Below are 23,731 nucleotides of genomic sequence, written 5' to 3'. Positions count from 1 at the left end.
CGGGCGGGTTTATGACGGGATTGAGGATTCGTCAATGGTCGATTGTATGAAAGTTGCTATTTTTTCGAGTTCTCTTTCCGAAAATTGCGTACTCTCGTCATATCTTTGCAAGGAAATCATGCAATCCTGCTCTGCGCCCAGCGCATGGTGATTGAACCACGTGGCCTGACGTCGCGTGTACTGCCCCGTGGCGATCACTGCACGGGATATCGCTTCCTCCAGCCCAAGGGTTCCGGCAAGAACGGCGCTCAGCTCCGGCACACCATGCGCCCGCATGGCGGGCAAAGCGGGCGAAAGCCCCCGTGCCACAAGGCGTTGCACTTCCTCCATCGCCCCCCGTTCCATCATGCGTGAGAACCGTTCCGCAATCGCCGCACGCAGCGCCTTACGGGGTGGGTGAAGCCTTACGGAGACAAAGCGAAACGGGGCGGGCGGCAGGCCGGGCTGGTTGCGCCAGTACGAAAGCCCATGCCCTGTGCCACGCAACACCTCGAGCGCACGGGCCACACGCTGCCCATCGCCTGGCCTCAGCGTCTGGGCTGTATCAGGATCATCCTGCATCAGCAGGGCATGAGCGGCCTCGCTCCCCTCATCCTCCACAAGATTGCGCGCCCAGTTGCGCGCCGCATCGCCGGGTTCGGGCACCTCGACCAGACCATCAAGCAAGGCCCGCAGATACATGCCTGTGCCGCCACACAGGATTGGCAGCCGGTCCTGCGCCCTGGCCGCCTGCATTTCCGCTAGGGCGGCCTCGCGCCACCACGCCACACTGCCCGGCCGCGCTGCATCCAGTACGCCGTAAAGACGATGCGGCGCACGCGCTTCATCCTGCGCATCGGGGCGGGCGGTCAGCACATGCAGATCCTCATAGACCTGCATGGAATCGGCATTGATGACGGTGCCTCCAAAGCGCTCCGCCAGCCCGAGCGCCAGCGCCGACTTGCCGGAACAGGTCGGTCCCGCCACAATAAGGGCCACCGGGGCCAGGGCAATCGACGCGTCAGCCATTCTGTCTTGCTGTCCCAAGCGTTTCTACCAGATGGGCCAAGATGACCTTACCTTACGTTCTCGTTCTCGTTGCCGACCCTGCACAGGGCACCCTGTCCAAAGATGCCATCGACATTGCGCGGAACATGGTCAAGGGCAAGAACCCCATCGTGCTTTCGCCGGGCGAAGCCGTCGAAATCCCCTGCCCTACCCCGGCACCGGGCGCACCAACCATCGCGACCATCCGCGCAACACTGGCCCGTCATAAGGTGGATGCCCTGCTGGTCAAGACACGCGGCCGCCGCAAGGCTGTGCTCGTGGCTGATATGGACAGCACCATTCTGAACGGTGAAACCCTCGATGAGGTCGCGGCCCTGCTTGGCGTGGGTGACGCTGTCGCCCAGCTCACCCTCGACACCATGAACGGCAAACTGGATTTCGAGGAGTCCCTGCGGACACGTGTCGCGCTCCTGGAAGGCAAATCCGCCTCCTGCCTCGAAGAGGTCTGGCAAAATTCAAGGCTCAATACGGGTGCCCGTACGCTTGTGCAGACCATGCACGCCCATAACGCCCGCACAGCGCTCGTCTCGGGTGGCTTCACCTATTTCACCAGCCGCGTGGCAGAGGCCTGTGGCTTTGACGAGCATTACGGTAATGAATTCGACATCGTGGATGGCGTGTTTACAGGCAAGCTCGCTGCCCCCGTGCTGGGGCCGAACAGCAAGGAAGAGCATCTGGCCCGCCTCCTCGAAGAGCGCGGCGTGAAGGCTTCGGCAGCCCTGACGACAGGAGATGGCACCAACGACCTGCCCATGCTCGCCGTCGCTGGTCTGGGCATCGCCTATAAGGGCAAGCCAAAAGTACGCCAGATGATCGAAATGCAGGTCAATCACTCAACCTTGCGTGCCCATCTGTTCGCTCAGGGTTATCCCGCGAGTGTTTTCGTGGAGTAAGGGTTCGTGGGGCGCTGCCCCATCCCCCGGAAAGGGGCTCGCCCTTTTCATCCCCTTCTGCCTATGGGGTGAAGATGGCTTCGATGCTCAGATCGAAGATTTTCGCGATGGCGAACGCCAGAGGCAGGCTCGGGTCGTAACGCTCGTTCTCAATCGCATTGATGGTCTGCCGCGAGACGCCCAGCGCCTCGGCCAGCGCATTCTGGCTAAGGCCCTGAGCCAGACGCAGATCGCGCATGCTGTTTTTCACCGGTATCTCCGGCACGTAACGACCATGCCTGCTAGCCACAGAAGCGCCATAAGCGGCCAGATGGCGAAGGCGCGAATGTGGGGCGCGCCCGCATTCTCCGCAAACCCCCATCCTATGGTGATGAGGGCCGTGCCAAGAAAAGCCGTCGCTATGGCGTCGAACTGAACGCGACGCTGAAGTTCATCCATGCGCCGCAGTGCTCGCATGATAACCCATGCCACGGCCACGGCTCCAAGCATGGGCACCATGCTCAAAGCGAAAAGAAGCGTCCCTGTGGGGCTAAGCAGATGTTCCAGCGCACCTGCCGTGAGGAGCAGGAAGAGATACAGCAACAATGCCGCGCCGAGCTCGATCCCGTACTGTTTGGGCCTGAACATGCGTTCCTCCATGTAAAGCACACTTTCCATATCCCTTGTTTCGGGATGGAAAGCAAGCTTTACATCGCGACAGTCGATTGCGGCGCGCACCGGGTGAAGACCTAATTGAAGCGTAGAAGGAACGACTCGTCTGCCCTTGATCTTGGTGACCGTAGAAATACGGCGATGAAACCGAAGCAATTACTCGTGAAGAGAATTGCTTGCGTCCGCTGTTTCTTGCTTTCGCGATTACCTAGATACATAGTTTCAATAATATGAGATAAAATGTTGATATACTTGTGACTTATTTTTTTGCATTTTATCTTAAACCCCGACATATCTCCACAATGAACCAAAATAAGATACCTCTTATTTCGAGAATCCTCCTGATTATTTCAGGACTTTCTCTTGCAACAACAGCGATCGCCCATGCGATCACACTCTATCTCGGCCCGCCCGCCTATGGATTCATCGGTGCTGGCCCAGATATGGCGCGTAAGGCATCGCAAGGCGATTGGCACCCGGCAGCAATCCTCGGTACGATCGGTTTCGTTCTGCTTATTGGTGCTTATTCCGCGTTCGCAGGAGCACGCCGGCTTTGGCGACCGCCTTTGCCAGCACTACGCTTTGCCCTCTTCACGGTCACGGCGCTGCTTTTGGGTCGCGGTGCCATCGGCGTTTTTCTGCTGGCCTTGCTGTGGCTCAATGGCGTCCAGATGAAAACTCTCTATATCGCCGGGCTGGGCGGAAGCCTTGCCTTCTGGATAGGGAGTTCCATCCTGTGCCTTCTGGTTGGATCAATACAGCTGGCCGCAACGTCGCTCTCACGCGACCTCTACTGAGCGCAGTACCGTATTGCAGTAGGGGTTTTCAGAGCGCAACGCCCCCTCGACAGGTTCAGGGCAGAGCCCTGAACCCTGTGCCTCACTGACAATCGGATGAAATCGCATCGCCTTGCAGGCTGCGATCAGCAAAAGCCTGTGCTTCACTCTCGGCCGCGTTCAGGAGCGGTGAGTGTTCCACACGATAGTGGTGCACGCTTACAACCGTTCCGGCAGAGCATAGCGCCTGCTTCAGCTTCTCCTGCTGGGCGGGGGGCACCTGCGTGTCACTGGTGGCAATCCCCAGCATGACGGGTGAAGACAGCTTGAGCGAAGGATAACGCGCCCATTGCAGTGCCGGAGCCAGCGCGTTTTCTGCATCTGGCTGGAAAGTGTTGTCAGGCGTCAGGCCCGCATGTTCGACAGCCCCGAAGAAATCGCCACGGCAGAGTTCGCTGGCCTTGCGATACAGCGGCAGGGCACGGGGCTTGAAGACGCTGGATGGGTCGAAAGAGGGATCGGCCGCCCCAAGCGAGGCACCAAGCAGCAAGCCATAAACCACGCCGGGGGCAAAGCGACGGGCCCCGTGAGCCTGGGTCAGGATATGGCCTGAATCACCATCGAAATACGGTGCGCCAAGCGCGATCGTACCCTTGATCTGCAGGCTGGGTGCATAGGATTTTGCGAGCGCCGAGGCTGCAAGCACAGCCTGCGCCCCCTGATCATGCCCCAGCAAGACGACATGGCCGCTCAGCGCAGAGAAGCGGCGACGGGCTGCACGAACCGAGTCCAGCACAGCCATGCCTTCTGATTTGGCATTCAGGTAGAGCGCTGCCCCCGGTTCGCCCAGCCCCGGATAATCGGTGGCGACAACGGCATAGCCCCGGCGCAGCCAGCTTCCGTAAAAGCTGGCCTGCGGGCCGCCAATCCCCATGATGGAAGGCGCACAGGTAAGGCCGATTCCGCTTGTGCCGTGAGCCCAGGCTACGACAGGCCAGCCACCTGCGGGCGGTGTGCCGCGCGGGACCATGACCTCAGCCGAAACCGCTACCAGGTGCGTCGGATTATGCGCATCGGTGCTGCGATAGGCCATACGATAAGCCGTGCCGGGAATAGGCGCATTTTTCTGTTCGAGCTTGATGGCCTGCCCGGCAGCGACGGGGGCATAGCGCGATTCGGCATCCTCATCGGCATCCATCGCGCAGGCGGTCAGGGTTAGGGCGGAAACAGCCATCATGGCAAGGACAGAACGCATCAGACCTCTTCGATCTAGGGGTAACGAGGGATGGAAAGTCTCAGGAGTGTCGCGCGGGGGCAAGCCCCGACAGCCCAGCAAGCCAAAAACACCCCGCATGCGATGGGGACCATTCGGGGCCGGATCAGGGAACCGCATACGGCAAACGCAACGCTTACAGGCTGGTTCGGCCCCCTTGAACGTTCCCATGATGGGAAATCAGGGCGACTTCATGGTCGCTGCTGCTGGTTCGACGTAACCAGAGGCAGACAATGCCCGATGGGCGGATGGACATTTGACAGGCCCGACCCAGGCGCGGTCCGGCAGCAGGTGTTTTTAAAGTGAGCCGCCAAGCTGATCCGAGCCCACGTCGCTTTCTAACCATTGAGGCGCAGTGTCATCCCGCAGACCGCTGAGACGGGCGAAGCTGCAGCAGGCCCATCTATCGGAGCGGCAGAGGGCACCTTCCCGCCGCAATGCCCCCGTCACATCTCCGGCTACCACTCACCGGAACGTGACCCTGATCATCAGAAAATGGAATTATTTTTCTTTTATGATGTCAAAAAGAGAATATTAATTTCCATACAGGTCAGGAGAGCGGCCTCACGCGGGAGTTGAAATTCGCGTGGCGGGGCCGATGCTATAAGGCGGATGAGGGGTGCGGGTCCATCAGGGGCGCGTCACAAGGCCGCAAGGAAGAGGAAGACGTTCATGAGCAGTCTGATTCAGCATTATATCAACGGGTCCCGTACCGAGGGTCACGGCGCCCAGCGCGGAGAGGTTTTTAACCCTGCCACAGGCAAGGTGACGGCGCAGCTCGCTCTGGGTGACACGCGCGACGTCGATGATGCCGTTGCTGCCGCCAAAGCCGCCTTTCCCGCATGGTCACAAACCACCCCTCTGGCCCGTGCCCGTGTGCTGTTCCGCTTTCGTGATCTGATCGAGAAGCACGCCCGCGATCTGGCAGCGGTCATCACCTCGGAACATGGCAAGGTCCTGTCGGACGCGCTGGGCGAAGTGACGCGCGGCATGGAAGTGGTGGAATTTGCCACCGGCGCCCCTGAACTGCTCAAGGGTGAATTTACCGAACAGGTGGGACGCGGCATCGATGCCTGGTCGATGCGCCAGCCACTCGGGGTCGTGGCAGGAATCACGCCCTTCAACTTTCCGGTCATGGTGCCGCTCTGGATGGCACCGATGGCGCTCGCCTGCGGTAACTGCTTCATTCTCAAACCTTCCGAGCGCGACCCTTCCGCGTCGCTCGTTCTGGCCGATCTGCTGAAAGAGGCCGGTCTGCCTGATGGCGTGTTCCAGGTGGTGCATGGTGACAAGACCGTCGTGGATGCCCTGCTCAAGCACCCGGACGTGCAGGCGATCAGCTTTGTGGGCTCCACCCCCATCGCCCGCTACATCCACGAGACCGGCGTAGCCCACGGCAAGCGCGTTCAGGCTCTGGGCGGTGCCAAGAACCATGCCGTCATCATGCCCGATTGCGACCTCGACAAGACCGTCGATGCCCTGATGGGCGCGGCCTATGGTTCGGCAGGTGAACGCTGCATGGCCATTTCCGTGGCCGTGGCTGTTGGCCCTGTGGCCGATGCGCTAGTCGACAAGCTGATCCCCAAGGTCAAGGCGCTGAAAATTGGCAATGGCACGGATGACGCGACCGAAATGGGCCCGCTGGTCACCAGAGTCCATCGCGACAAGGTGGCTTCCTACGTCACGCTCGGAGCCGAGGAAGGTGCCAGTCTGCTGGTCGATGGCCGCGATTTCAAATCGACGCAGAACCCGGATGGCTTCTTCCTTGGCGGGTCGCTGTTCGATCATGTGACACCGGAGATGCGCCTCTATCGCGAGGAGATCTTTGGCCCCGTTCTGGCCGTCGTGCGCGTGCCCGATTTCGAGACCGCCCTGAAGCTGGTCAACGATCATGAATTCGGCAATGGCACCGCCATCTTCACCCGTGATGGCGATAGCGCCCGTGCCTTCACCCATCGCGTGCAGGCTGGCATGGTCGGCGTGAACGTACCCATCCCGGTACCCATGGCGTTCCATTCCTTCGGCGGCTGGAAGGCTTCGCTGTTTGGCGATCACCACATGCATGGCGCCGAGGGTGTGCGCTTCTTCACCAAGTACAAGGCTGTCACCTCGCGCTGGCCGACAGGCATCCGTCAGGGTGCGGATTTCGTCATGCCCACGCTTGGCTGAGCCGAACGCCTGAAAACAGCCTGAGGCAGCAAACCCTCAGGCCCTAAAACAGCCGCAAACGGGCGCGAGGGTGCACACCCCCGCGCCCGTTTTGCGTTCCGGCGCTTTGCGCGAGCCGGAACTCGGGCTATGTCCCATGACAAGAACTGGAACACGCGCCAAACCGGAGGAATTCCCATGAGCGACACCATGCCAGACCGTCTGAGCGCCACACCGGGCAGCCCGTTCTATGACGAGGCCCTGCTCGAAAAGGGCATCGGCATCCGCTTCAATGGCGAAGAACGTACCAATGTGCAGGAATACTGCATCAGCGAGGGCTGGGTGCGTCTGGCTGTCGGCAAGACGCTCGACCGCAAGGGCAACCCGATGACCATCAAGGTTTCCGGCACGGTGGAAGCCTGGATCAAGGGCCCCGAAGCCGAGGAAGCTGGCAAGGAGTAAACCCATGACGCCCACACGGATCATTATCGATACCGACCCCGGACAGGACGATGCCGTTGCCATACTTCTGGCGCTGGCCTCGCCCGAGGACATTACGGTCGAGGCGATCCTGACGGTGGGCGGCAATAGCGGCATTGCCAACACCACACGCAATGCCGCTGCCATTCTCGAACTCGCCGGCCGCACTGATATTCCGCTGCATAGCGGATGCGACCTGCCCATGAAGCGCCCTCCCGTCCGGGCCGATCATGTGCATGGCGAGAGCGGGCTGGATGGCGCAGACCTGCCTGTACCGACAAAACAGGCTGACTCACCCCATGCGGTGGATTTCCTGATCGAAACGCTGCGTCGCGAGCCGGAAGGCAGCCTGACCATCGTAACACTGGGCCCGATGACCAATCTGGCGACAGCGTTGCAGAAGGCTCCCGATATCACACCGCGTATCAACCGCGTTGTGTCCATGCTGGGCGCCTGTTTTGAAGGGGGGAACATCACCCCCAATGCCGAATTCAATGCCTATGTCGACCCGGAAGCCGCAGCCATTGTTCTGGGCTCTGGTGTGCCGGTGGTCATGCTCCCGCTCGATATTACCCATCAGGTGCTGACGACCCCTTCCCGACTTGGGCGCATCCGCGCCATCGGCAATGAGGCCGGGCGCTGTGTGGGCGGTATGCTCGGCTTTTCAGAGCGCTTCGATCTCGAAAAATATGGCTGGCCCGGCGCGCCGTTGCATGACCCCTGCACGATCATGTGGCTGCTGCGCCCCGATCTGTTTCAGGGCCGCCTCGTCAATGTCGAGGTCGAGATACAAAGTGCGCTCTCATCCGGTCAGACTGTTGTCGATTACTGGAGCGTGACGGGACGCCCCGCCAATGCGCTCTATATGCGCGATGTGGATTCAGACGGATTTTATCAGGTGCTGACGGAGCGCCTGTCGCGTCTGCCCTGAACAGACGACACCCCGACCATCAGAAAACCCCGGAGTGCAGGAGCGCTCCGGGGTTTTTCATGTGAACAACCGGACCGTCTAACGGCCCGTTATTGCGCTTTTCACCAGGCGAAACCGATTGTGCCCTGCGCGTTGCGGCGCTCGCCGTAATAGCAGAACTCCTGCCCGTAAGACGCATAGGCCAGACAGTTGGTCACGTAGTTCTTGTCGAACAGATTGCGTACGCTGGCACCGACTGTCCAACCCTTGAGCGATTTCGAGACGTTCGCCAGATCATAACGCAGCGAGGCATCGAACAGCGCATATTGCGGTACCTTCACGCTGCCATAGCTGGCTTCACCGCCATAGGCCGAGGCGGAATAGCGCATGCCTGCACCAAGACCGAGTGATTTGAAGCGGCCCTTGGGAATGGTGTAGAATCCAAACAGCGACGCATTGCCACGGCCAGACTGAATAAGCGGCTTGCCGGTGGAGTCATCATGTACGCGCTGCACGCTGACAGCGGCTTCGACCATCAGATTGTGCCAGTTGTCGATATGCGCTTCGAATTCGAAACCGTCTGAATGTACCAGCCCCTGCTGGGTGTTGTAGATCGTATTCGGAATAGAAACCAGCACATTGGTCTGCTCGATATGGAAGCCTGCGGCCGTCAGCAGGATGGGCGTGCCCGGCAGCTGATATTTCAGACCGCCCTCTAGCTGTTTGCCGATGGATGGATTGGCCTGATGCGTCGCGCCACTGCTTTCCAGCACCACGCCAGTCTGGGGCTGGAACGAGGTAGCGTAGCTGATATAGGGCGCAAGGCCGAACTTGAAGTGATAAAGGCCGCCTGCACGCCACGTAATCTGGCTTGGGCTCTGCTTTGAATTCGACGCCGAGTAATACTCGATCTGGCGCGAGCGGAACCAGTCATTGCGAATGCTGCCCGTCAGCACCAGACCGCCCCAGTGAATCTCATCCTGCCCGTAAACGCCGATCTGATGCGAATTCACCTTGTAGCGCGCATAGGTTTCGAGCGGATCGATGCCCATATCATAATTCGGGGCGAAGACATTCAGATCCGGGGCCGCACTCTGCCCGGCCGTTTCATTGGCCCATTGCTGCTGATAGTCGAAACCCGCCATGATCATATGCGTGAACGGCCCCGTGCGCAGCTTGCCATGCACATTGCTGTCAAATGCCAGATTACGCGTATGCTCGGTGGTGCCAAACCCATAGCGCGGCAGCATGCTGTCGCTGTCCCAGTATCCCGCATTATAGACGCTGCGATATTGCGTCTTGATGTCGTCATAGCGGCCGCGTGTCGAGAAATTCCAGTCGCTGTCAAACCGGTGATTATAGATATAGGTGATGCCGCCATGCTTGCGATTGAATTTCTCGAAGCGTGCATCGCCATCGTAGAAATTGCGGGGCAGATAGCCGCCAAAAGGCGCAGGCTTGAGCGAGCCTTGCAGCGGTACACCGCCATAGGTGCCGGCCTCGGGATCGTACTGGTAATTGCCAAGCAGGGTAAAGGTATCCGGCCCGTTACCGCCGAAGGTGACCGAAGGGCTGATTGAGAAGCGGCGACTGCCGGTGCGTGACAGCTGGGTGTGCTGACCATTGACCGTGCCGTACAGGCGATAGCGGATGGACCCATCCTTGGTAGCAAAGCCACCCATATCGGCGTCGACACGATACAGATCGAACATGCCGCCCGTGGCGTTGACCGAACCGTAAGAGGCGCGATCGGTCGGCAGCTTGCTGGACAGGGCGACGAGACCACCGGGGCTGGACTGGCCGTAAAGCGCCGAAGCCGGGCCTTTCAGGATCTCCAGGCGCTCAAGACGCGACGTATCGATCTGCGCAATTGCATAGCCGGTCGGGCTGTCCTGCAAACGCAGCCCGTCGAGAAACTCGGGAATGGTGAACCCACGCAGCTGGAACAGGTCATAACGCGTACCAACCCCACCACGCAGATCAGGCGTGATGCCTGCCGCATAGCGTACGGCTTGGTTAAGCGTCAGTACGCCACGAATGTCCATTTCATTGCGGGTGACCACCGTTACGGATTGCGCCGTCTCGATGAGCGGTGTGCTCGATTTGGTCGCTGATGAGGCGATGGTTGCGCCTTTCTGACCACGCACCACAAGCTCCTCAGCCTTTGGATGAGAAGCAGCCAGGGCCGCATGGGCAGACGACGTAGCGTGAGAGCCCGTCGGGCCCGAAACTGCCGCGTTCTGAACTGCCCCAGACGAGGCACTGCGCGTCCTGACCGTTCCAGTCTCGCTTTTGCTGGGGGATTGCTGTGTCTGCGCATGGGCGCTGCCAGTCATCAGCGCCATGAGGGAAACACACATTGCCAGACCCGAGCGGGTAAATTCAGCGCGCATAAAATGTCCTGCCGTGAGAAAACGGCAGAGAGATAGCGATATTGCGAGTCATTCGCAAAGAAAGTTTGAGGAAAGTTAATTTTCCCTACCCACTATGTGGCTTAAATATCACCCTTGCGTGATCGAGCACATGTCTGCCGGTGAGGCCCTAACCAACTTGCAGGATGTCTTTCACCTTGCCAGCCAGGACTTCGCCAAGCGTGCGGTTATTGTCAGGCGTAAAGTGAACGCCATCGCTGCCATCGGTGGTGATATACTGGGCCGCGTCGAGGAACGCGGCGCCCCTTGCCCCCGCAAGCGCTCCATACTGGGTGGCAAGGGCCGCTATCTTCGGCACAGCCCCGTCGAACTGCGCCCTGAGCCAGGGGCCGGGTATGTCACCCGGCAAGGGCGGTGCGACAACAAGCAGTGCGGGCGCCTTGTAGCCGGTGCCGACACCACCCGTGCTGGCAGCCACCTGTCCGACCAGCCTGGCCATACCCTACGCGATGTCATGGGCGGTTCGCCTGTAGGCATTCTTGGCGTCGTTCGTACCAAGCATGATGATGACAAGATCGAGCGGCATATGACTGGCCAACGCCGCAGGCAGATAGGCTGATCCGTCCAGACGCGGATCGTTGGCGTCGAGTGCCGTCGTGGTTCGGGCGCTCAGCCCCTCCTCGATCACATGAAATCCGTCGCCAAGAGCCTTCGCCATGACACCGGTCCAGCGCTCATCACGCTCGTATCGCGTGGTGGGCGTTCCCTCCGGCACCGGCTTCCAGCCCCAGGTCAGTGAATCGCCAAAGCAGAGTATATGTCTGGTGGTCATGCCATGCCTCCAAGCCATTTGTTCAGGCATCTCTCACCATGCGCGTCGTTCGGATGTTTTGCAAAACTCCGGGCCCGACCCAGACCGGAAGCGTGATTCAGGCGCAAAAGCCACACCCGCTTTTTAATGTCGTTTCGCTAATACTTTGACAAGAAACACACAGCGAGAATGGTTACTTTCAGCAAGTGTTCCTGTGCAACTCAGACCTCACGCCGACTTTCCCAGGCCACCACACGGAGATTGCATGGGTCAACTCCGGCGCCATACGACAACCGGCTATACGAAAACCTTGCTGAAATCTGGTTGAAACCACACCACGCACTAAACCACAGCTGCAAGACCACTATCCGCAACAAATCATGTTGCCTCCTTGATACAATTAGTAAACCGAAATAAACTTGCGGCAGAATGAAATACCCCATGAGGGTCTTTTTATAGGGATGGGTTATGGACCTGATTCGCAACCTTACACGTCGCTTTCTAAAGACTATTTCTGCAGGCGCCCTGATTACAGGTGTGACAACTATCCTCCCTGGATCGGCCCTTGCCGACATTCCGCTGTTCAAGACCACGTCCAACCCCTGGCTGCAGGGGGTCAATCTGTCCGGCCTGATCGAAGGCGGCATCATGGCCAATCCGGCCCGGCCTGATAACGGTATCAATTTCGGCAATTTTCTCGGCGACCATGCGAATCAGGCTCAGTTGAACCAGATCAGCCTTACGCTCTCAAAAGCCATTGATCCGGCCAAATCCGAATACCAGATCGGCTTCATGCTCGAAGCGCTCTATGGCTCGGACGCACGCTACTATCACCTGCTCGGCCTGTCGAACAAAATGACAAGCGACCGCTACCAGCTCCTTCCGGCGCAGGCCCATGTGGATGTGCACGCCCCGATCTTCTCGAAGGGTGGCATCGACATGCAGGCCGGCATCCTGCCAGCCCCCATGGGCGTCGAAGTGCTGGATCCGACACTGCGTCCTTTTTATTCTCTGGCCTATACGTCTCAGTATTCCGTACCCTTCGAGCATCTCGGCGCCATGTTCCACTGGCATGTCACCCCGATGCTTGATTTCAATTTCGGCGTCGACACAGGGAATCAGACGACGTGGGGCCGCAACGACAACAACAATGCAGCGGCCGGCTATTTCGGGTTCAATCTTATTGGCCTGGCTCATGGAAAACTGAACATCAACGAACTGTCGCGTGTCGGCCCGGAAAATGCCGTTGCGGCGCTTGGCCCCCGTGCCAACACAGCGCAGCGCTGGTGGAATGACATTGCCGCATTCTACACGGTCAATGACAAGCTCAGCCTCACGGGAGAGTTCAATTTCCTGCACGATGACGGTCTGCGCGCCGAAACCTGGAGCGTCGTCACCTTCGCTGCCTACAAGATAACACCGAGCCTGACCTTCAACTACCGCGGTGAACTCTATCGCGATAACAGCGGTATGTTCGTCGTCAACTTCCTGAACAATCAGGCCTATATGAACGCCTTTCTGGGCGGCTACGCGCCAGTCGAGACGGCCCCCGCCACCACTTATGGTGCCCTGACACTCGGCGTCACCTACCGTCCTGACCTTGGGCACGGCATTCGCGTTTTTGCCCTGCGCCCCGAGATTCGCTTTGATCGCTCGCTCAACGGCACGTCTCCATTCAACGATGGTCGCAATACCGGCATGTTCACCTTTGGTGGCGATGCGATGATCGGTTTCTGATAACGCTTGACGAAACGTATAAAAAGAAAGGGGCGTCCGGCATGGCCGGACGCCCCTTTCTCATGCTTGGTCAAAGCACCGGATCAAAGCGCTTCGAGCAGGTAATCCACATCCCGTGCTTCAGTCGCCCAGCAGGTCACGAGACGTATCAGTACCCCGTCGATGCCCGGCGGCGTTGTCCAGCGATAGAACCCAAAGCCTTGAGCCTCCAGCGCGACCACGCTGCGTTCGGGCAGCACGACAAACACCTCGTTGCTCTGCACCTCGAAAGGCAGGGACGCCGCAGGATGGCGGCGCAGCCCATGAGCGAGGCGCTGAGCCATGGTGTTGGCATGCAGGGCGTGGCGCAGCCAAAGGTCATTTTCCACCAATGCCGCAAGCTGTGCGCTCAGGTAGCGCTGCTTCGACCAGAGATGCCCGCCACGTTTGATACGCCGGGCAAAATTTCTCGCCAGCTCTTCCTTGAAGATCAGCACAGCCTCTGACGCCATGCCGCCATTCTTTGTGCCGCCGAAGCTCACCATGTCGAACCCGGCCTTCCAGGTCATATCGGCAGGTGTGCAATTGAGTGCGGCAATGGCATTGCCCAGACGGGCGCCGTCCAGATGCGTGGCAAGATCGGACTCTCTGGCGCGTGACGTCAGGGCTGCAAGGTGATCGAGAGAATAGACCGTGCCCCATTCCGTGCTCTGTGTCAGCGAAAGCGTCTGGATCGGGCTTGTATGGACCCCGCCCCCAACATTGGTCACCAGGGCCCGGTCGAGGGCGGCAGAATCCATGCGCCCGTCAGGCGAAGGCAGGGGCATCAGCCTTGCCCCATGCATGAAGAACTCTGGCGCCCCGCCCTCATCATTGGCAATATGGGCGCTCTGGTCGCAGATCACGGCACCAAAAGGCGCGGTGGACGCGGACAGCGCAAGGCTGTTGGCGGCCGTACCCGTGGCCACGGGAAAGACCCAGACCGGATGATCGAAAGCCTCGCGCATGAGCGCCGTCAGTCTTTCAGTCTCGGAATCCTCTCCATAAGACGGCGCTGCCCCCTCATTGACGCGTATGAGAGCATTCATCACCTCGGGGCAGACTGGCGCGATGTTGTCACTTGCGAAGTTCTTGCGTATTGCCTCGGTCACGTCCGTTCCTCACTCGTCTCTGAGGCCATCATCCGGGTGCTGCCCGTGTCGATCGCCCTGCTACAGGAATTGCAGCCATGAAACACGATCCGGCGCTTTCAGAAAAGCTCATCGACGGCAAGGCCATCGCACGTCGCCTGACGGATCGCGTCAAGGCCGAGGCCGAAACCCTGCGCGAGCGCACCGGCAAGATTCCGGGTCTGGCTGTCGTGCTGGTCGGCGATGACCCTGCAAGTGAGGTCTATGTCCGCAACAAGGCCATCCAGACCCATCGTGCCGGTATGCGCTCATTCATGCACATGCTGCCCGAGACGACGTCGCAGGATGAGTTGCTGGAACTGATTGCCCGCCTCAACGCCGATCCCCAGATCCACGGTATCCTGGTCCAGCTTCCCCTGCCGAAGCAGATCGACCCGATTCTGGTGACCAATGCCATTGCCCCCCACAAGGATGTGGATGGTCTGGGCGAGGTCAATGCCGGCAGATTGAGCCTGGGCATCGACGGGCTGGTGCCCTGCACGCCTCTGGGGTGTCTCATCCTGCTCAAGGAGACGCTGCCCGCGCTGCGCGGGCTTCATGCCGTCATCATCGGGGCGTCCAATCTGGTGGGTAAACCCATGGCGCAGCTGCTGCTCAAGGAAGGCTGCACGGTATCGGTCGGTCATATCGACACAAAGGATGCGAGGGCACTGGCCCGCGAGGGGGATATCCTTGTGGTCGCAACGGGCAAGAACGGGCTGGTGCGTGGCGACTGGATCAAGCCGGGCGCGACAGTCATCGACGTTGGCATCACACGCATCGCTCTGCCGGACGGCAAGACACGTCTGGTGGGTGATGTCGCCTTTGACGAGGCCGCCCCCATCGCTGGCCATATCACACCGGTGCCCGGTGGCGTTGGTCCCATGACCATTGCCTGCCTGCTGCACAACACCCTGCAGGCAGCACGCCAGATTCTGGAAAATGGACAGGACGGCACGGGTCGGAGCGAACAGACCCCATGAGCCGTATCGCCATCGAGCTGATCCCGCGCGACACGCAAAGCCTGATTGAGGATCTGGCCACGGTAAGGCAGATCGCGCCGGACGTATCGACCATCAACCTGCCTGACCTTCTGCGCCTGCCCCTGCGCTCATGGGAAGGGGCAGCGCTGGCGCAGGGTCAGGGCTATGCAGCCATCCCGCACATCCGCGCCATCGATATCGACCCCAATGCACCCCTGCCCTGTGCAGAGCAGGAAGGACTGCGCGAAATCCTCGTCATTGCGGGCGATCCGCCCCCGGATTCGACGCATCGGATCTGGCCTAACAGCAGCGCTGACATCATCGCACGATATCGGCGTGAGGCCCCTCACCTTACGGTCTATGCGGCCTTCGATCCGTATCGCCGCGCCCCCTGGCAGGAACTGGAGACGATCCAGCAGAAACGCGATGCCGGTGCTGCGGGGTTCTTCACCCAGCCCCTTTTTGACCGGAGGCTGTTCGATCTGTGTGCCTCGTGGCTGGAGAATGACCAGGTATTCTGGGGGCTCTCACCTGTGATTGGCCCCAAATCACGCGCCTATTGGGAGCGCGTTAATCATGTGGTCTTCCCTTCGGATTTTGAACCGAAGCTCGACGCCAATATTGCTTTCGCGCGGACAATACTTGAAGCGGTGCGTGCACGCGGCGAGAGCGCCTACCTCATGCCCTTGCGCGTGCCGCTGGCAGATTACCTTACTCCGCTGCGTGACCTTCTGACATCGTGACGGCGGCGCGCACCGGTTGATCCTGTCGCTGCGCGTCACGGCTTTGCTGCGTTTCGCGAATGACATCATGGATGAAAGCCAGTTTCTGCCTGATCGCCCCCGTCAGGACAAACGGATAGAAGTCCTGAAGGCCCATTGAGCGATTGAGGCTGTTCACCGCCATACTAAGTGGCACCCACGCATTCATGATCTCATCGAAGCCCAAAGAACGGTAGGGATTGCCGCTGATTGCCGGGGTTGAGTATTGCGCTGCCTGAGGTGTCTGCGGGGCAATGGCAATGCCATAAAGCCATGCCGTTTCCAGCGTCGAGACAATGTGCAGATAATGCGCCCAGGTCTCGGCGAAATCCTCCCATGGGTGAGAGGCGGCATAGACGCTTACATGCGTCTCGCGCCAGTCTTCCGAAGGCGGCTTGTCGTAATGCGCCTTGAGGGCTTCCTGGTAATCCTGCCGGTCATCGCCGAATACGGCGCGGCAACGCTCCAGCCTCCCCCCATCGCGTATCAGAACGTTCCAGAAATAATGCCCGATTTCATGCCTGAAATGCCCGAGCAGAGTACGGTAGTATTCACCCATCTCCACGCGCATGCGCTCGCGCTGATCGTCATCAGCTTCTCGCACGGCTAGGGTGATCAACCCGTTATCATGACCCGTCATCACAGGAGCCGAACCATCGGGCGCATCATCCAGAAAATCGAAAGCCAGACCGTTCACAGGGTCCTGTTGCCGGTTAACCATTGGCAGGTCGAGCCGGATCAGCGCGTGAAAAAGGCGATGCTTGGCGACCTCGATCTTGCGCCAACGCTCCCAATTACGCGGGTCTGACAGATCAGGAATCATACGATTGAACTGGCAGGCGTAGCAATACGGGCCGTCGGCCGCTTCCTGCGGGCCGAGCAGCCAGTTGCAGGCGTCGTACTGATGGTTGGCGCAATAGACATGCACCTGATCCTCCAGACCTGGCTCCATCGGATACCATTTTCCGGGCGCCTCGGCGGGATTGACCGCTGTCAGATCGGCCAGCTTGTGCAGATACCCCACTTCGTGATGGCATGACTCGCATCTCGTATTTTCAAAAAAGAGCGGCTGAGCGCAGCATTCGCACGAAAAAAGCTTCACGATCTGATCATCCCGATGAGGTTATGACCCGGAACTGCGCGTGACGGCTTTGGTTCCCGCCTCTCCCGTCATTGGGCTACGCCCGATGCAGAAAATGCGCCTGCATCATCACATCGAATTCCGCCTGACACTGATCCAGCAACCCTGAGATCGGTGCGGCGGCATCAGGCGTATCCGAAGCGGCCAGCGGGATATGGTTCTGCGCTGCGATCAGACCCGATGTGGTGTCGAACCCCACCCAGCCATGCTCCGGCACCAGAATTTCGGCCCAGGCATGCAGGTCACAGGTCAGGCGGTCCGGATCAGCCTGAAGGGCAGAGGGCTCGATAAGATAGCCCGAGACGAAACGTGCTGCGTAGCCCATATGACGGGCCAGGGCGATCAGCAGCCACGCGCTGTCACGGCATGACCCAGCCTCGCGTTTCAGAGTTTCCTGAGGCGTCCAGACACCCGGTTCCATGCGACGCATGTAGTGCAGCCTGGTCGCGATGCGACGCGCCAGCCTGGACAGGCGTTCGAGAGGGCTCCCGATCGGCGATGCGTCTTCGGCAGACAGAAACGGGACCAGCACCGAATCCTCCGTCACGGGGCGGCGATAGGCCTGATCGAGCGCCGTTTCGCCGTCAGACGATCTCACGCCCATGTCCAGCGGATCATAGGGGGCGAGATCGACAATCATGCTCACATCAACCACGAATTGCGACATGCGATCGGAGAAACGCACCTCGGAGACCATGTTGCCATGTCTGTCGTGATGCCAGACCAGTCCGGCATGATCCGGTCCTATGGAAAGCGCATAGGTCATGATCGCATTGCGCGTGCGCGATGGCGGCCGCAAACGGATTGTCTGCGGGCCAAGCGACACCATCCGGTCGTAACGATAGGACGTGCGATGATTGAGCAGCACTGGCCGGCTCATCCCGCGCGCCCCGCTGGGCCTGGTTTCATGACACTCCCTTGCCTGCGCCTTCCCTGCATGTCTCCTGCCTGCCCCGATGAGGCGCTTCAGGGACCATCGTGCCCCCTCCATGAGGCCTGCCCCCCTGCCGCCCGCTGCCGGTTCAGGCAGCGCCTTGCAACCATTGGGCCGATATTCTGTTTGACAGCAATAAACCGGCGAACCCGCCCGGAACAGCCTTTCTTTTAGCGCTTGGCAAGTCACGAATTTTGGTAGTTTAATAAACAACCGTAACGTTTCGGTTCAGGATACACCAGACCCTCCCCAACAAGAAGGTGAGAAAATATGGCGCTCGACGCCTCGCCCATCCATGAAGCCGGTATTTTTTCGACCTATGACACACCCGCCTTTTACTGCGAGCTGATGAACCGGGGCAGCGAACTGCCCGAAGCCCTGCAGAAGGTGCAGGAACGTCTGGCCCATCTCACCCTTACCGACCTGCGCGAGCGAACGACTGACGCAGAAAACCTGCTCTGGCGTCTGGGTATCACCTTTACGGTCTACACCGAACGTGAGGCCATCGATCGTATCCTGCCTTTCGACATGATCCCCCGCCTGCTCACGGCTGAGGAATGGGCATTTGTCGAGAAGGGCGTGCAGCAGCGCGTCAAGGCCATCAATCTCTTCCTGTGGGACATCTATCACGAGCGCCGTATTCTGGATGATGGCATCGTCCCTGCCGATCTCGTGCTCAAGAACGCCAATTACTGCGAGGCGATGATCGGGGTGGACGTGCCGGGCGGTGTGTATGTCCACATCAACGGCACTGACCTCATACGCGACCGCTCAGGGCGCTTCCTCGTGCTTGAAGACAATGCACGCACCCCTTCCGGGGTCTCCTACGTCATCGAAAACCGCCACATGATGCTGCGCCTGCTGCCTGATCTGGCCTCGGGCATCAAGCTCCGCTCTGTCGAGGATTATGGCGTCAGGCTGCATCGCGCCCTATGCGATGTAGCCCCCAAGGGCGTGACAGACCCGCAAGTGGTTCTGCTTTCGCCGGGCATGTATAATTCCGCCTATTTCGAGCACGTGTTTCTGGCCCGTGAGATGGGTGTGCCGCTCGTCGAGGGGCGCGACCTGGTAGTTGAAGATCATCATGTCTTCATGCGCACCGTTGCCGGATTGCGCCCTGTCCACTCGATCTACCGCCGTATCGACGACGCGTTCCTTGATCCACTGGCTTTCAATCCAAAGAGCCTGCTGGGTGTTCCGGGCCTCGTCGAGGCCTATTGTCGTGGCAACGTGACCCTCGCCAATGCGCTGGGCACCGGGGTGGCCGATGACAAGGCCATTTACGCCTATATGCCCCGCATCATTCGCTACTATCTCGACGAGGACCCTATCCTCGACAGTGTGGAGACCCACATTTGTGCTGAGCCCGAAGGCCTTGCCTACACGCTCGATAATCTCGCCAATCTCGTGGTGAAGCCTGTCGGCGATTCCGGAGGCTATGGTCTCATCATCGGACCCCATGCGACTGAAAGCGAGCTTGAGGCCTTTCGCGAGAAGCTGATTGAAAATCCGGCCAATTACATCAGCCAGCCCGTCATCGATCTTTCCGTCGTGCCGACGCTCTGCCCCGCCGGTGTGGAGGGGCGTCACGTCGATCTGCGTCCCTTCGCGGTGACAGGGCAATCCACCTGGGTTCTGCCTGGCGGACTGTCCCGCGTCGCGTTGCGAAAGGGGTCTCTGGTGGTGAATTCATCGCAGGGTGGTGGGTCGAAGGATACGTGGGTGATGTCAGCATGAGCCGCTTCAACCTCTATGTCGCAGGCATACAACCCGACCTGAACACCCTGCTCTCGCGCTATGCCGAGAACATGATGTGGCTGGCACGCTATATGGAGCGCATCGAAAACCTCGCCCGCGTGCTTGAGGTGACCGAAGCTTTCGTGCGTGGTGCCGACGGCCGCCCGGTATGGGAGTCAATCGTCCAGATCAACAGCGACGAAGAGCGGTTTCGCACCCTCTATCCTGCCGCGAGGGAGGAGGATTATCTGTGCTTTTACATCACGGATTGCTCCAACCCGAGTTCAATCCGGGCCATGGCCCACGCCGTGCGCGAAAACGCCCGCTCTGCACGCCCCCTTATCTCGACCGAGATGTGGATGCAGCTCAATGTGTTCACGCGCTGGATGCTGGACCTCACGCCCGGCGACATACGACGCACAGGGCTTTCGGCCCTGTGCAACCGCATCAAGCAGGAGTGCCAGTCTCATGCCGGTGTGACGGAAGGGACGCTCTATCGCGATCAGGCCTGGCTGTTCTATCTGCTGGGTCGGCATCTGGAGCGCAGTGACCAGATCACACGACTGATCGACACACGCTATCATACGCTCCTGCCCGATGCTGCCGAGGTGGGGTCGGAAATCGACATGACACAATGGGCGGCCGTGCTGCGCTCGGCTGCTGCCTATCATGCTTTTCGTCGTCTCAAACCGGTGACCACCACGCCTGCCAATGTGGTCGGTTTCCTGCTCAAGAATGAGGGGTTTCCGCGTTCTCTCGCACTTAACCTGCGTCACGCCGACTCTGTTCTGGGTGCCCTCGCCACACATTATAACCTGCGCAAGCAAAGCTCGGCGGTGCAGGAACGCCTTGGCGAGTTGCGGGCCATGCTGGATGACCAGACAGCCGAGGAAATCATCATTCGTGGACTGCATGAATGTATGCACTGGATTCAGGAACAGATCGAAACCTGCCAGAACGAACTGGCCGCCGCCTACTGGGCACCGCCCAAGGCGTTTGATGCCGGAGGCTTCAGCCAGTTTCAGGGTCAGGCGTAAAACCAACAAGGAGATCGTACCGGGCGGGCGTTAAGTCCCCCCGGTACGATATTTCGCAGTCTGCGCTGAATGACCCATAAAAAGACCCGCTGCATCACCGGGGATGCAGCGGGTCTTTTCAATTCAGTCTCGCGCTACCCTGCCTGCGACAGGGATGACGGGACTCAGGCCTCGGCTTCGTCTTCCTGCTCTTCCGGCGAGGTCATCATGGCCTCAGCCACCACGCCAGCCTGCTCGCGGATACGACGCTCGATATCGGCCGCCATCTCGGGGTGATCGCGCAGGAACTGCTTGGCATTCTCACGCCCCTGACCCACGCGGGTGCTGTCATACGAGAACCAGGCACCCGATTTCTCGACGATGTTGGCCTTGACGCCCAGGTCGATCAGTTCACCAACCTTGCTGATGCCCTCGCCGTACATGATGTCGAATTCGACCTGACGGAAAGGCGGGGCCATCTTGTTCTTGACCACCTTCACGCGTGTCTGGTTACCCACCACCTCGTCGCGGTCCTTGATCGAACCGATACGGCGGATATCCAGACGCACCGACGCGTAGAATTTGAGCGCATTACCACCGGTCGTGGTCTCGGGATTGCCGAACATCACGCCGATCTTCATGCGGATCTGGTTGAGGAAGATCACCATCGTATTCGAGCGCGAAACCGTGCCAGTCAGCTTGCGCAGGGCCTGGCTCATCAGACGGGCATGAAGACCGACATGGCTGTCGCCCATATCGCCCTCAAGTTCCGCACGCGGCACCAGTGCCGCCACGGAGTCGACCACCAGCACGTCGACGGCACCGGAACGCACCAGCGTATCGGCAATCTCAAGAGCCTGCTCACCAGCGTCAGGCTGGCTGAGCAGAAGATTGTCGACATCCACCCCGAGCTTGCGGGCATAACCCGGATCGAGCGCATGTTCAGCATCGATAAAGGCGCAGGTTCCGCCCTTCTTCTGCGCTTCGGCAATGGCATGAAGCGCGAGTGTCGTCTTGCCGGAGCTTTCCGGGCCGTAGATCTCGATGATACGGCCACGCGGCAGACCGCCGATACCGAGGCCGATATCGAGGCCCAGCGAGCCCGTGGAAATCACATCGGCCTGCTCCTTGGGGCGCTGCCCCATGCGCATGATCGACCCCTTGCCGAAAGCCCGTTCGATCTGGCTCAGCGCACCTTCGAGTGCTTTCGTTCTGTCCACGCTCATATCCTGTCCTCCGCTCACACCAGTGTTGCCGAACTCATGAAAATCGGCAATCGGGGCGGAGCGATTCGTGTTGATCGTTCACATTTGTTCTTGAGAACATATCATGATCACGCCCCTTTTGCACAAGGGGACGGGCATAAAAAATGCCCCCTGTTTCGAGGGGGCATAGGTGTCATTTTTGCAAACAATTCAGGCTCCCGCATCCGGCCTCGATAGGCCAGACGCGAGAGATCGCGCGGGATCAGTTGTTCACACTGCCCACGGAAAGACCACCACCACGCGGATCGGTATCACCCTGACAAGTGCCGCCCTTGCAGACCGAGGCATTGACGCGCCCCTGCCCTTCATGCGGCACCGTCGTGCCAGAGACGATAGCCCGTGCAGCCTGAGCCAACGCATCGGCTGCATCGTTCTGGCCGGAGGCAGCGGCAGCACCGGTCAGGGCGCCACGACGCTGCACAATGGCAGCAGCCAGAAGTGGCGCCGGATAGCGCCCCGGTGCCGCGGCCAGCAAAACGCCCGTTCCTTCAGCCATACGGCCTGTGCCGAACAGATTATTCTCGGTCAGGGCGCAGGCCACAGCGCCGCCCTTGTTGTCGGTCACGACAAAGGAGGTCGAGGCCGGAAGCGGGGGCAGGGAACCACCGTGGCTGGAGCCGCCATTGACCAGAGTCTGGGCAGCGCTGAGGAGGGCGTCATTGCTCAGACCATGACGGTCCTCGCTGCGCCATGTCGCCACCACACTCTGAGCGGAGGCGCCGGAGTGGAACGCTGCCGCAGCGCCAAGCCCACCATCGGCAGGCGGCGGCAGGAACGAGGCCACATAGCCATCCTGCTCGACCTGAAGCGGCGCGATCTGCGCTGGCATGGCGTTACGCAACGCTGTGGTCGAAAGGCCGCCCCCTGCCTTGTTGGCCCCTTCGACGAAGATCCCGCCAAGCGCGCCGTTATACAGATCGCCCACACCAACATTGGTCATGCGCTCAAGGAAACTCGCCAGCTGGGGCTGCACCAGCGCATCGCCATTTTGCAGCGGCGCGCCATCGGGACGGCTGAAAACGCTGCGTGCGGCGTCATCGGCGAAGAGGGGGTTCTGTACCGCAGCAATATCGCTGGCCAGCACGCGGCTGACTGTGGTGCCGCTGCGGGCAAGGCGAACGGACGGACCAAGAATATCAGCAAATTCGACGGTGCCGTAGCGAAGCTGCATGGTGAACAACCCACGCGGCGTCATCGGTATCGCCGCCTGACGCGTGGCTGCACCCGACGCACTGGCTGAACCGGGCAGGAACACAAAAGCCTGAGGGGCCTCGTTGGCCCGTGTGGCCAGGCAGGCGCCACCACCGCCCAGAGAGGCACGCGATGGCAGGGTGACTGACAGCGCCATCCCCACCGCAGCGGCAGCATCGGCTGCATTGCCGCCATGCACCAGCACATCGCGACCGATCAGGGCCGCACGCGGCTCATCGGCGACTACAGTGCCGATATAGCCCGTCACGATGGGCGTGGTCTTGCCAAACAGGCTGTGACCGATATGCGTAACATCACTGCACCCGGCGAGCAGCATGGCTGCCGTAAGGGCACAAGCCGGGCGCAGCCCAGCCTTGAGCGCAAAGCGCCCTGCGGGGCGACTGGGGGCATTCGACTGACGATGCGCCACGTGCAGTGTCTCCATGACCCGGCAAGC

The 23,731-nt window shown here is 60.0% G+C and carries 22 protein-coding genes; 10 read left to right on the top strand and 12 right to left on the bottom strand.

The window, feature by feature from the left end; translation table 11 throughout:
- Positions 1–9: 9 nt before the first annotated feature.
- The gene (gene miaA, locus ACWNRM_RS08630) at positions 10–1,008 is read right to left on the bottom strand and encodes a tRNA (adenosine(37)-N6)-dimethylallyltransferase MiaA (RefSeq protein WP_485170425.1); all 999 of its coding nucleotides are present in this window, start codon (positions 1,006–1,008) and stop codon (positions 10–12) included.
- Between the two features lie 41 nt (positions 1,009–1,049).
- Between miaA and serB the strand changes: the two genes are divergently transcribed.
- Positions 1,050–1,940 carry a phosphoserine phosphatase SerB gene (gene serB, locus ACWNRM_RS08625; RefSeq protein ID WP_485170426.1) on the top strand — a complete coding sequence of 297 codons (891 nt, stop codon included), beginning with the start codon at positions 1,050–1,052 and terminating at the stop codon, positions 1,938–1,940.
- A 61-nt stretch (positions 1,941–2,001) separates the two neighbouring features.
- Here the strand turns inward: serB and ACWNRM_RS08620 are convergent, their stop codons facing one another.
- Complete coding sequence (locus ACWNRM_RS08620; RefSeq protein WP_485170427.1) at positions 2,002–2,190, bottom strand: helix-turn-helix transcriptional regulator; 189 nt, start codon at positions 2,188–2,190, stop codon at positions 2,002–2,004.
- Positions 2,187–2,567, bottom strand: a complete 381-nt coding sequence (locus ACWNRM_RS08615; RefSeq protein WP_485170428.1) for a hypothetical protein — start codon at positions 2,565–2,567, stop codon at positions 2,187–2,189. Before ACWNRM_RS08615 ends, ACWNRM_RS08620 begins: the two co-directional genes overlap by 4 nt.
- A gap of 326 nt (positions 2,568–2,893) precedes the next feature.
- On the opposite strand from ACWNRM_RS08615, the gene ACWNRM_RS08610 reads away from it, so the two are divergent.
- The gene (locus ACWNRM_RS08610; protein WP_485170429.1) at positions 2,894–3,388 is read left to right on the top strand and encodes a hypothetical protein; all 495 of its coding nucleotides are present in this window, start codon (positions 2,894–2,896) and stop codon (positions 3,386–3,388) included.
- Between the two features lie 82 nt (positions 3,389–3,470).
- Here the strand turns inward: ACWNRM_RS08610 and ACWNRM_RS08605 are convergent, their stop codons facing one another.
- On the bottom strand, positions 3,471–4,622 hold the full coding sequence (locus tag ACWNRM_RS08605) for an alpha/beta fold hydrolase (RefSeq protein ID WP_485170430.1): 1,152 nt from the start codon (positions 4,620–4,622) through the stop codon (positions 3,471–3,473).
- A gap of 690 nt (positions 4,623–5,312) precedes the next feature.
- On the opposite strand from ACWNRM_RS08605, the gene ACWNRM_RS08600 reads away from it, so the two are divergent.
- The 3 genes from ACWNRM_RS08600 (at position 5,313) to ACWNRM_RS08590 (ending at position 8,199) form a co-directional block, all read left to right on the top strand.
- Positions 5,313–6,809: a CoA-acylating methylmalonate-semialdehyde dehydrogenase gene (locus tag ACWNRM_RS08600; RefSeq protein WP_485170431.1), complete on the top strand. Its 1,497-nt coding sequence runs from the start codon at positions 5,313–5,315 to the stop codon at positions 6,807–6,809.
- 177 nt (positions 6,810–6,986) lie between these two features.
- Complete coding sequence (locus tag ACWNRM_RS08595) at positions 6,987–7,250, top strand: DUF3297 family protein (RefSeq protein ID WP_023979699.1); 264 nt, start codon at positions 6,987–6,989, stop codon at positions 7,248–7,250.
- Between the two features lie 4 nt (positions 7,251–7,254).
- Positions 7,255–8,199, top strand: a complete 945-nt coding sequence (locus ACWNRM_RS08590; RefSeq protein ID WP_485170432.1) for a nucleoside hydrolase — start codon at positions 7,255–7,257, stop codon at positions 8,197–8,199.
- A 101-nt stretch (positions 8,200–8,300) separates the two neighbouring features.
- Here the strand turns inward: ACWNRM_RS08590 and ACWNRM_RS08585 are convergent, their stop codons facing one another.
- The 3 genes from ACWNRM_RS08585 to ACWNRM_RS08575 all read right to left on the bottom strand — a co-directional run bounded on the left by ACWNRM_RS08585 (position 8,301) and on the right by ACWNRM_RS08575 (position 11,382).
- Entirely contained in the window at positions 8,301–10,571 is a 2,271-nt protein-coding gene (locus tag ACWNRM_RS08585) for a TonB-dependent siderophore receptor (protein ID WP_485170433.1), read from the bottom strand.
- 148 nt (positions 10,572–10,719) lie between these two features.
- Positions 10,720–11,049, bottom strand: a complete 330-nt coding sequence (locus ACWNRM_RS08580; protein WP_485170434.1) for an SGNH/GDSL hydrolase family protein — start codon at positions 11,047–11,049, stop codon at positions 10,720–10,722.
- A gap of 3 nt (positions 11,050–11,052) precedes the next feature.
- Positions 11,053–11,382: a GDSL-type esterase/lipase family protein gene (locus ACWNRM_RS08575; RefSeq protein WP_485170435.1), complete on the bottom strand. Its 330-nt coding sequence runs from the start codon at positions 11,380–11,382 to the stop codon at positions 11,053–11,055.
- A 447-nt stretch (positions 11,383–11,829) separates the two neighbouring features.
- On the opposite strand from ACWNRM_RS08575, the gene ACWNRM_RS08570 reads away from it, so the two are divergent.
- Positions 11,830–13,098 (top strand): outer membrane beta-barrel protein, encoded by a 1,269-nt coding sequence (locus tag ACWNRM_RS08570; protein WP_485170436.1) that lies wholly within the window; start codon positions 11,830–11,832, stop codon positions 13,096–13,098.
- An 83-nt stretch (positions 13,099–13,181) separates the two neighbouring features.
- Here the strand turns inward: ACWNRM_RS08570 and ACWNRM_RS08565 are convergent, their stop codons facing one another.
- Positions 13,182–14,228: a threonine aldolase family protein gene (locus tag ACWNRM_RS08565; RefSeq protein ID WP_485170437.1), complete on the bottom strand. Its 1,047-nt coding sequence runs from the start codon at positions 14,226–14,228 to the stop codon at positions 13,182–13,184.
- Between the two features lie 77 nt (positions 14,229–14,305).
- On the opposite strand from ACWNRM_RS08565, the gene folD reads away from it, so the two are divergent.
- Both folD and ACWNRM_RS08555 read left to right on the top strand, forming a co-directional pair.
- Positions 14,306–15,229 carry a bifunctional methylenetetrahydrofolate dehydrogenase/methenyltetrahydrofolate cyclohydrolase FolD gene (folD, locus tag ACWNRM_RS08560; RefSeq protein WP_122038546.1) on the top strand — a complete coding sequence of 308 codons (924 nt, stop codon included), beginning with the start codon at positions 14,306–14,308 and terminating at the stop codon, positions 15,227–15,229.
- The gene (locus ACWNRM_RS08555) at positions 15,226–15,972 is read left to right on the top strand and encodes a methylenetetrahydrofolate reductase (protein WP_485170438.1); all 747 of its coding nucleotides are present in this window, start codon (positions 15,226–15,228) and stop codon (positions 15,970–15,972) included. Before folD ends, ACWNRM_RS08555 begins: the two co-directional genes overlap by 4 nt.
- On the opposite strand, the gene ACWNRM_RS08550 is transcribed toward ACWNRM_RS08555, so the two are convergent.
- Both ACWNRM_RS08550 and ACWNRM_RS08545 read right to left on the bottom strand, forming a co-directional pair.
- A complete protein-coding gene (locus tag ACWNRM_RS08550; protein WP_485170439.1) occupies positions 15,941–17,092 on the bottom strand; it encodes a zinc-binding metallopeptidase family protein in 1,152 nt (383 codons plus the stop codon). The two genes, ACWNRM_RS08555 and ACWNRM_RS08550, sit on opposite strands and share 32 nt — an antisense overlap.
- Positions 17,093–17,168: 76 nt before the next feature.
- Positions 17,169–18,011: a transglutaminase family protein gene (locus tag ACWNRM_RS08545; protein WP_485170440.1), complete on the bottom strand. Its 843-nt coding sequence runs from the start codon at positions 18,009–18,011 to the stop codon at positions 17,169–17,171.
- A 324-nt stretch (positions 18,012–18,335) separates the two neighbouring features.
- Here ACWNRM_RS08545 and ACWNRM_RS08540 point away from each other — a divergent pair, with 324 nt between their 5' ends.
- Entirely contained in the window at positions 18,336–19,802 is a 1,467-nt protein-coding gene (locus ACWNRM_RS08540) for a circularly permuted type 2 ATP-grasp protein (protein WP_485170441.1), read from the top strand.
- Positions 19,799–20,839: an alpha-E domain-containing protein gene (locus ACWNRM_RS08535; protein ID WP_485170442.1), complete on the top strand. Its 1,041-nt coding sequence runs from the start codon at positions 19,799–19,801 to the stop codon at positions 20,837–20,839. The genes ACWNRM_RS08540 and ACWNRM_RS08535 overlap by 4 nt, the downstream gene beginning before the upstream one ends.
- 164 nt (positions 20,840–21,003) lie before the next feature.
- Here the strand turns inward: ACWNRM_RS08535 and recA are convergent, their stop codons facing one another.
- Together recA and ACWNRM_RS08525 are read right to left on the bottom strand one after the other, a co-directional pair.
- Positions 21,004–22,044 carry a recombinase RecA gene (gene recA / locus ACWNRM_RS08530; protein WP_122038551.1) on the bottom strand — a complete coding sequence of 347 codons (1,041 nt, stop codon included), beginning with the start codon at positions 22,042–22,044 and terminating at the stop codon, positions 21,004–21,006.
- Between the two features lie 241 nt (positions 22,045–22,285).
- Entirely contained in the window at positions 22,286–23,719 is a 1,434-nt protein-coding gene (locus ACWNRM_RS08525; protein WP_485170443.1) for a gamma-glutamyltransferase, read from the bottom strand.
- Positions 23,720–23,731 lie beyond the last annotated feature (12 nt).

The sequence above is a fragment of the Asaia sp. A2 genome, from assembly GCF_057319415.1.
Note: the sequence above shows the minus strand (reverse complement) of the source record. Positions and strands in the feature narration are given on the sequence as shown.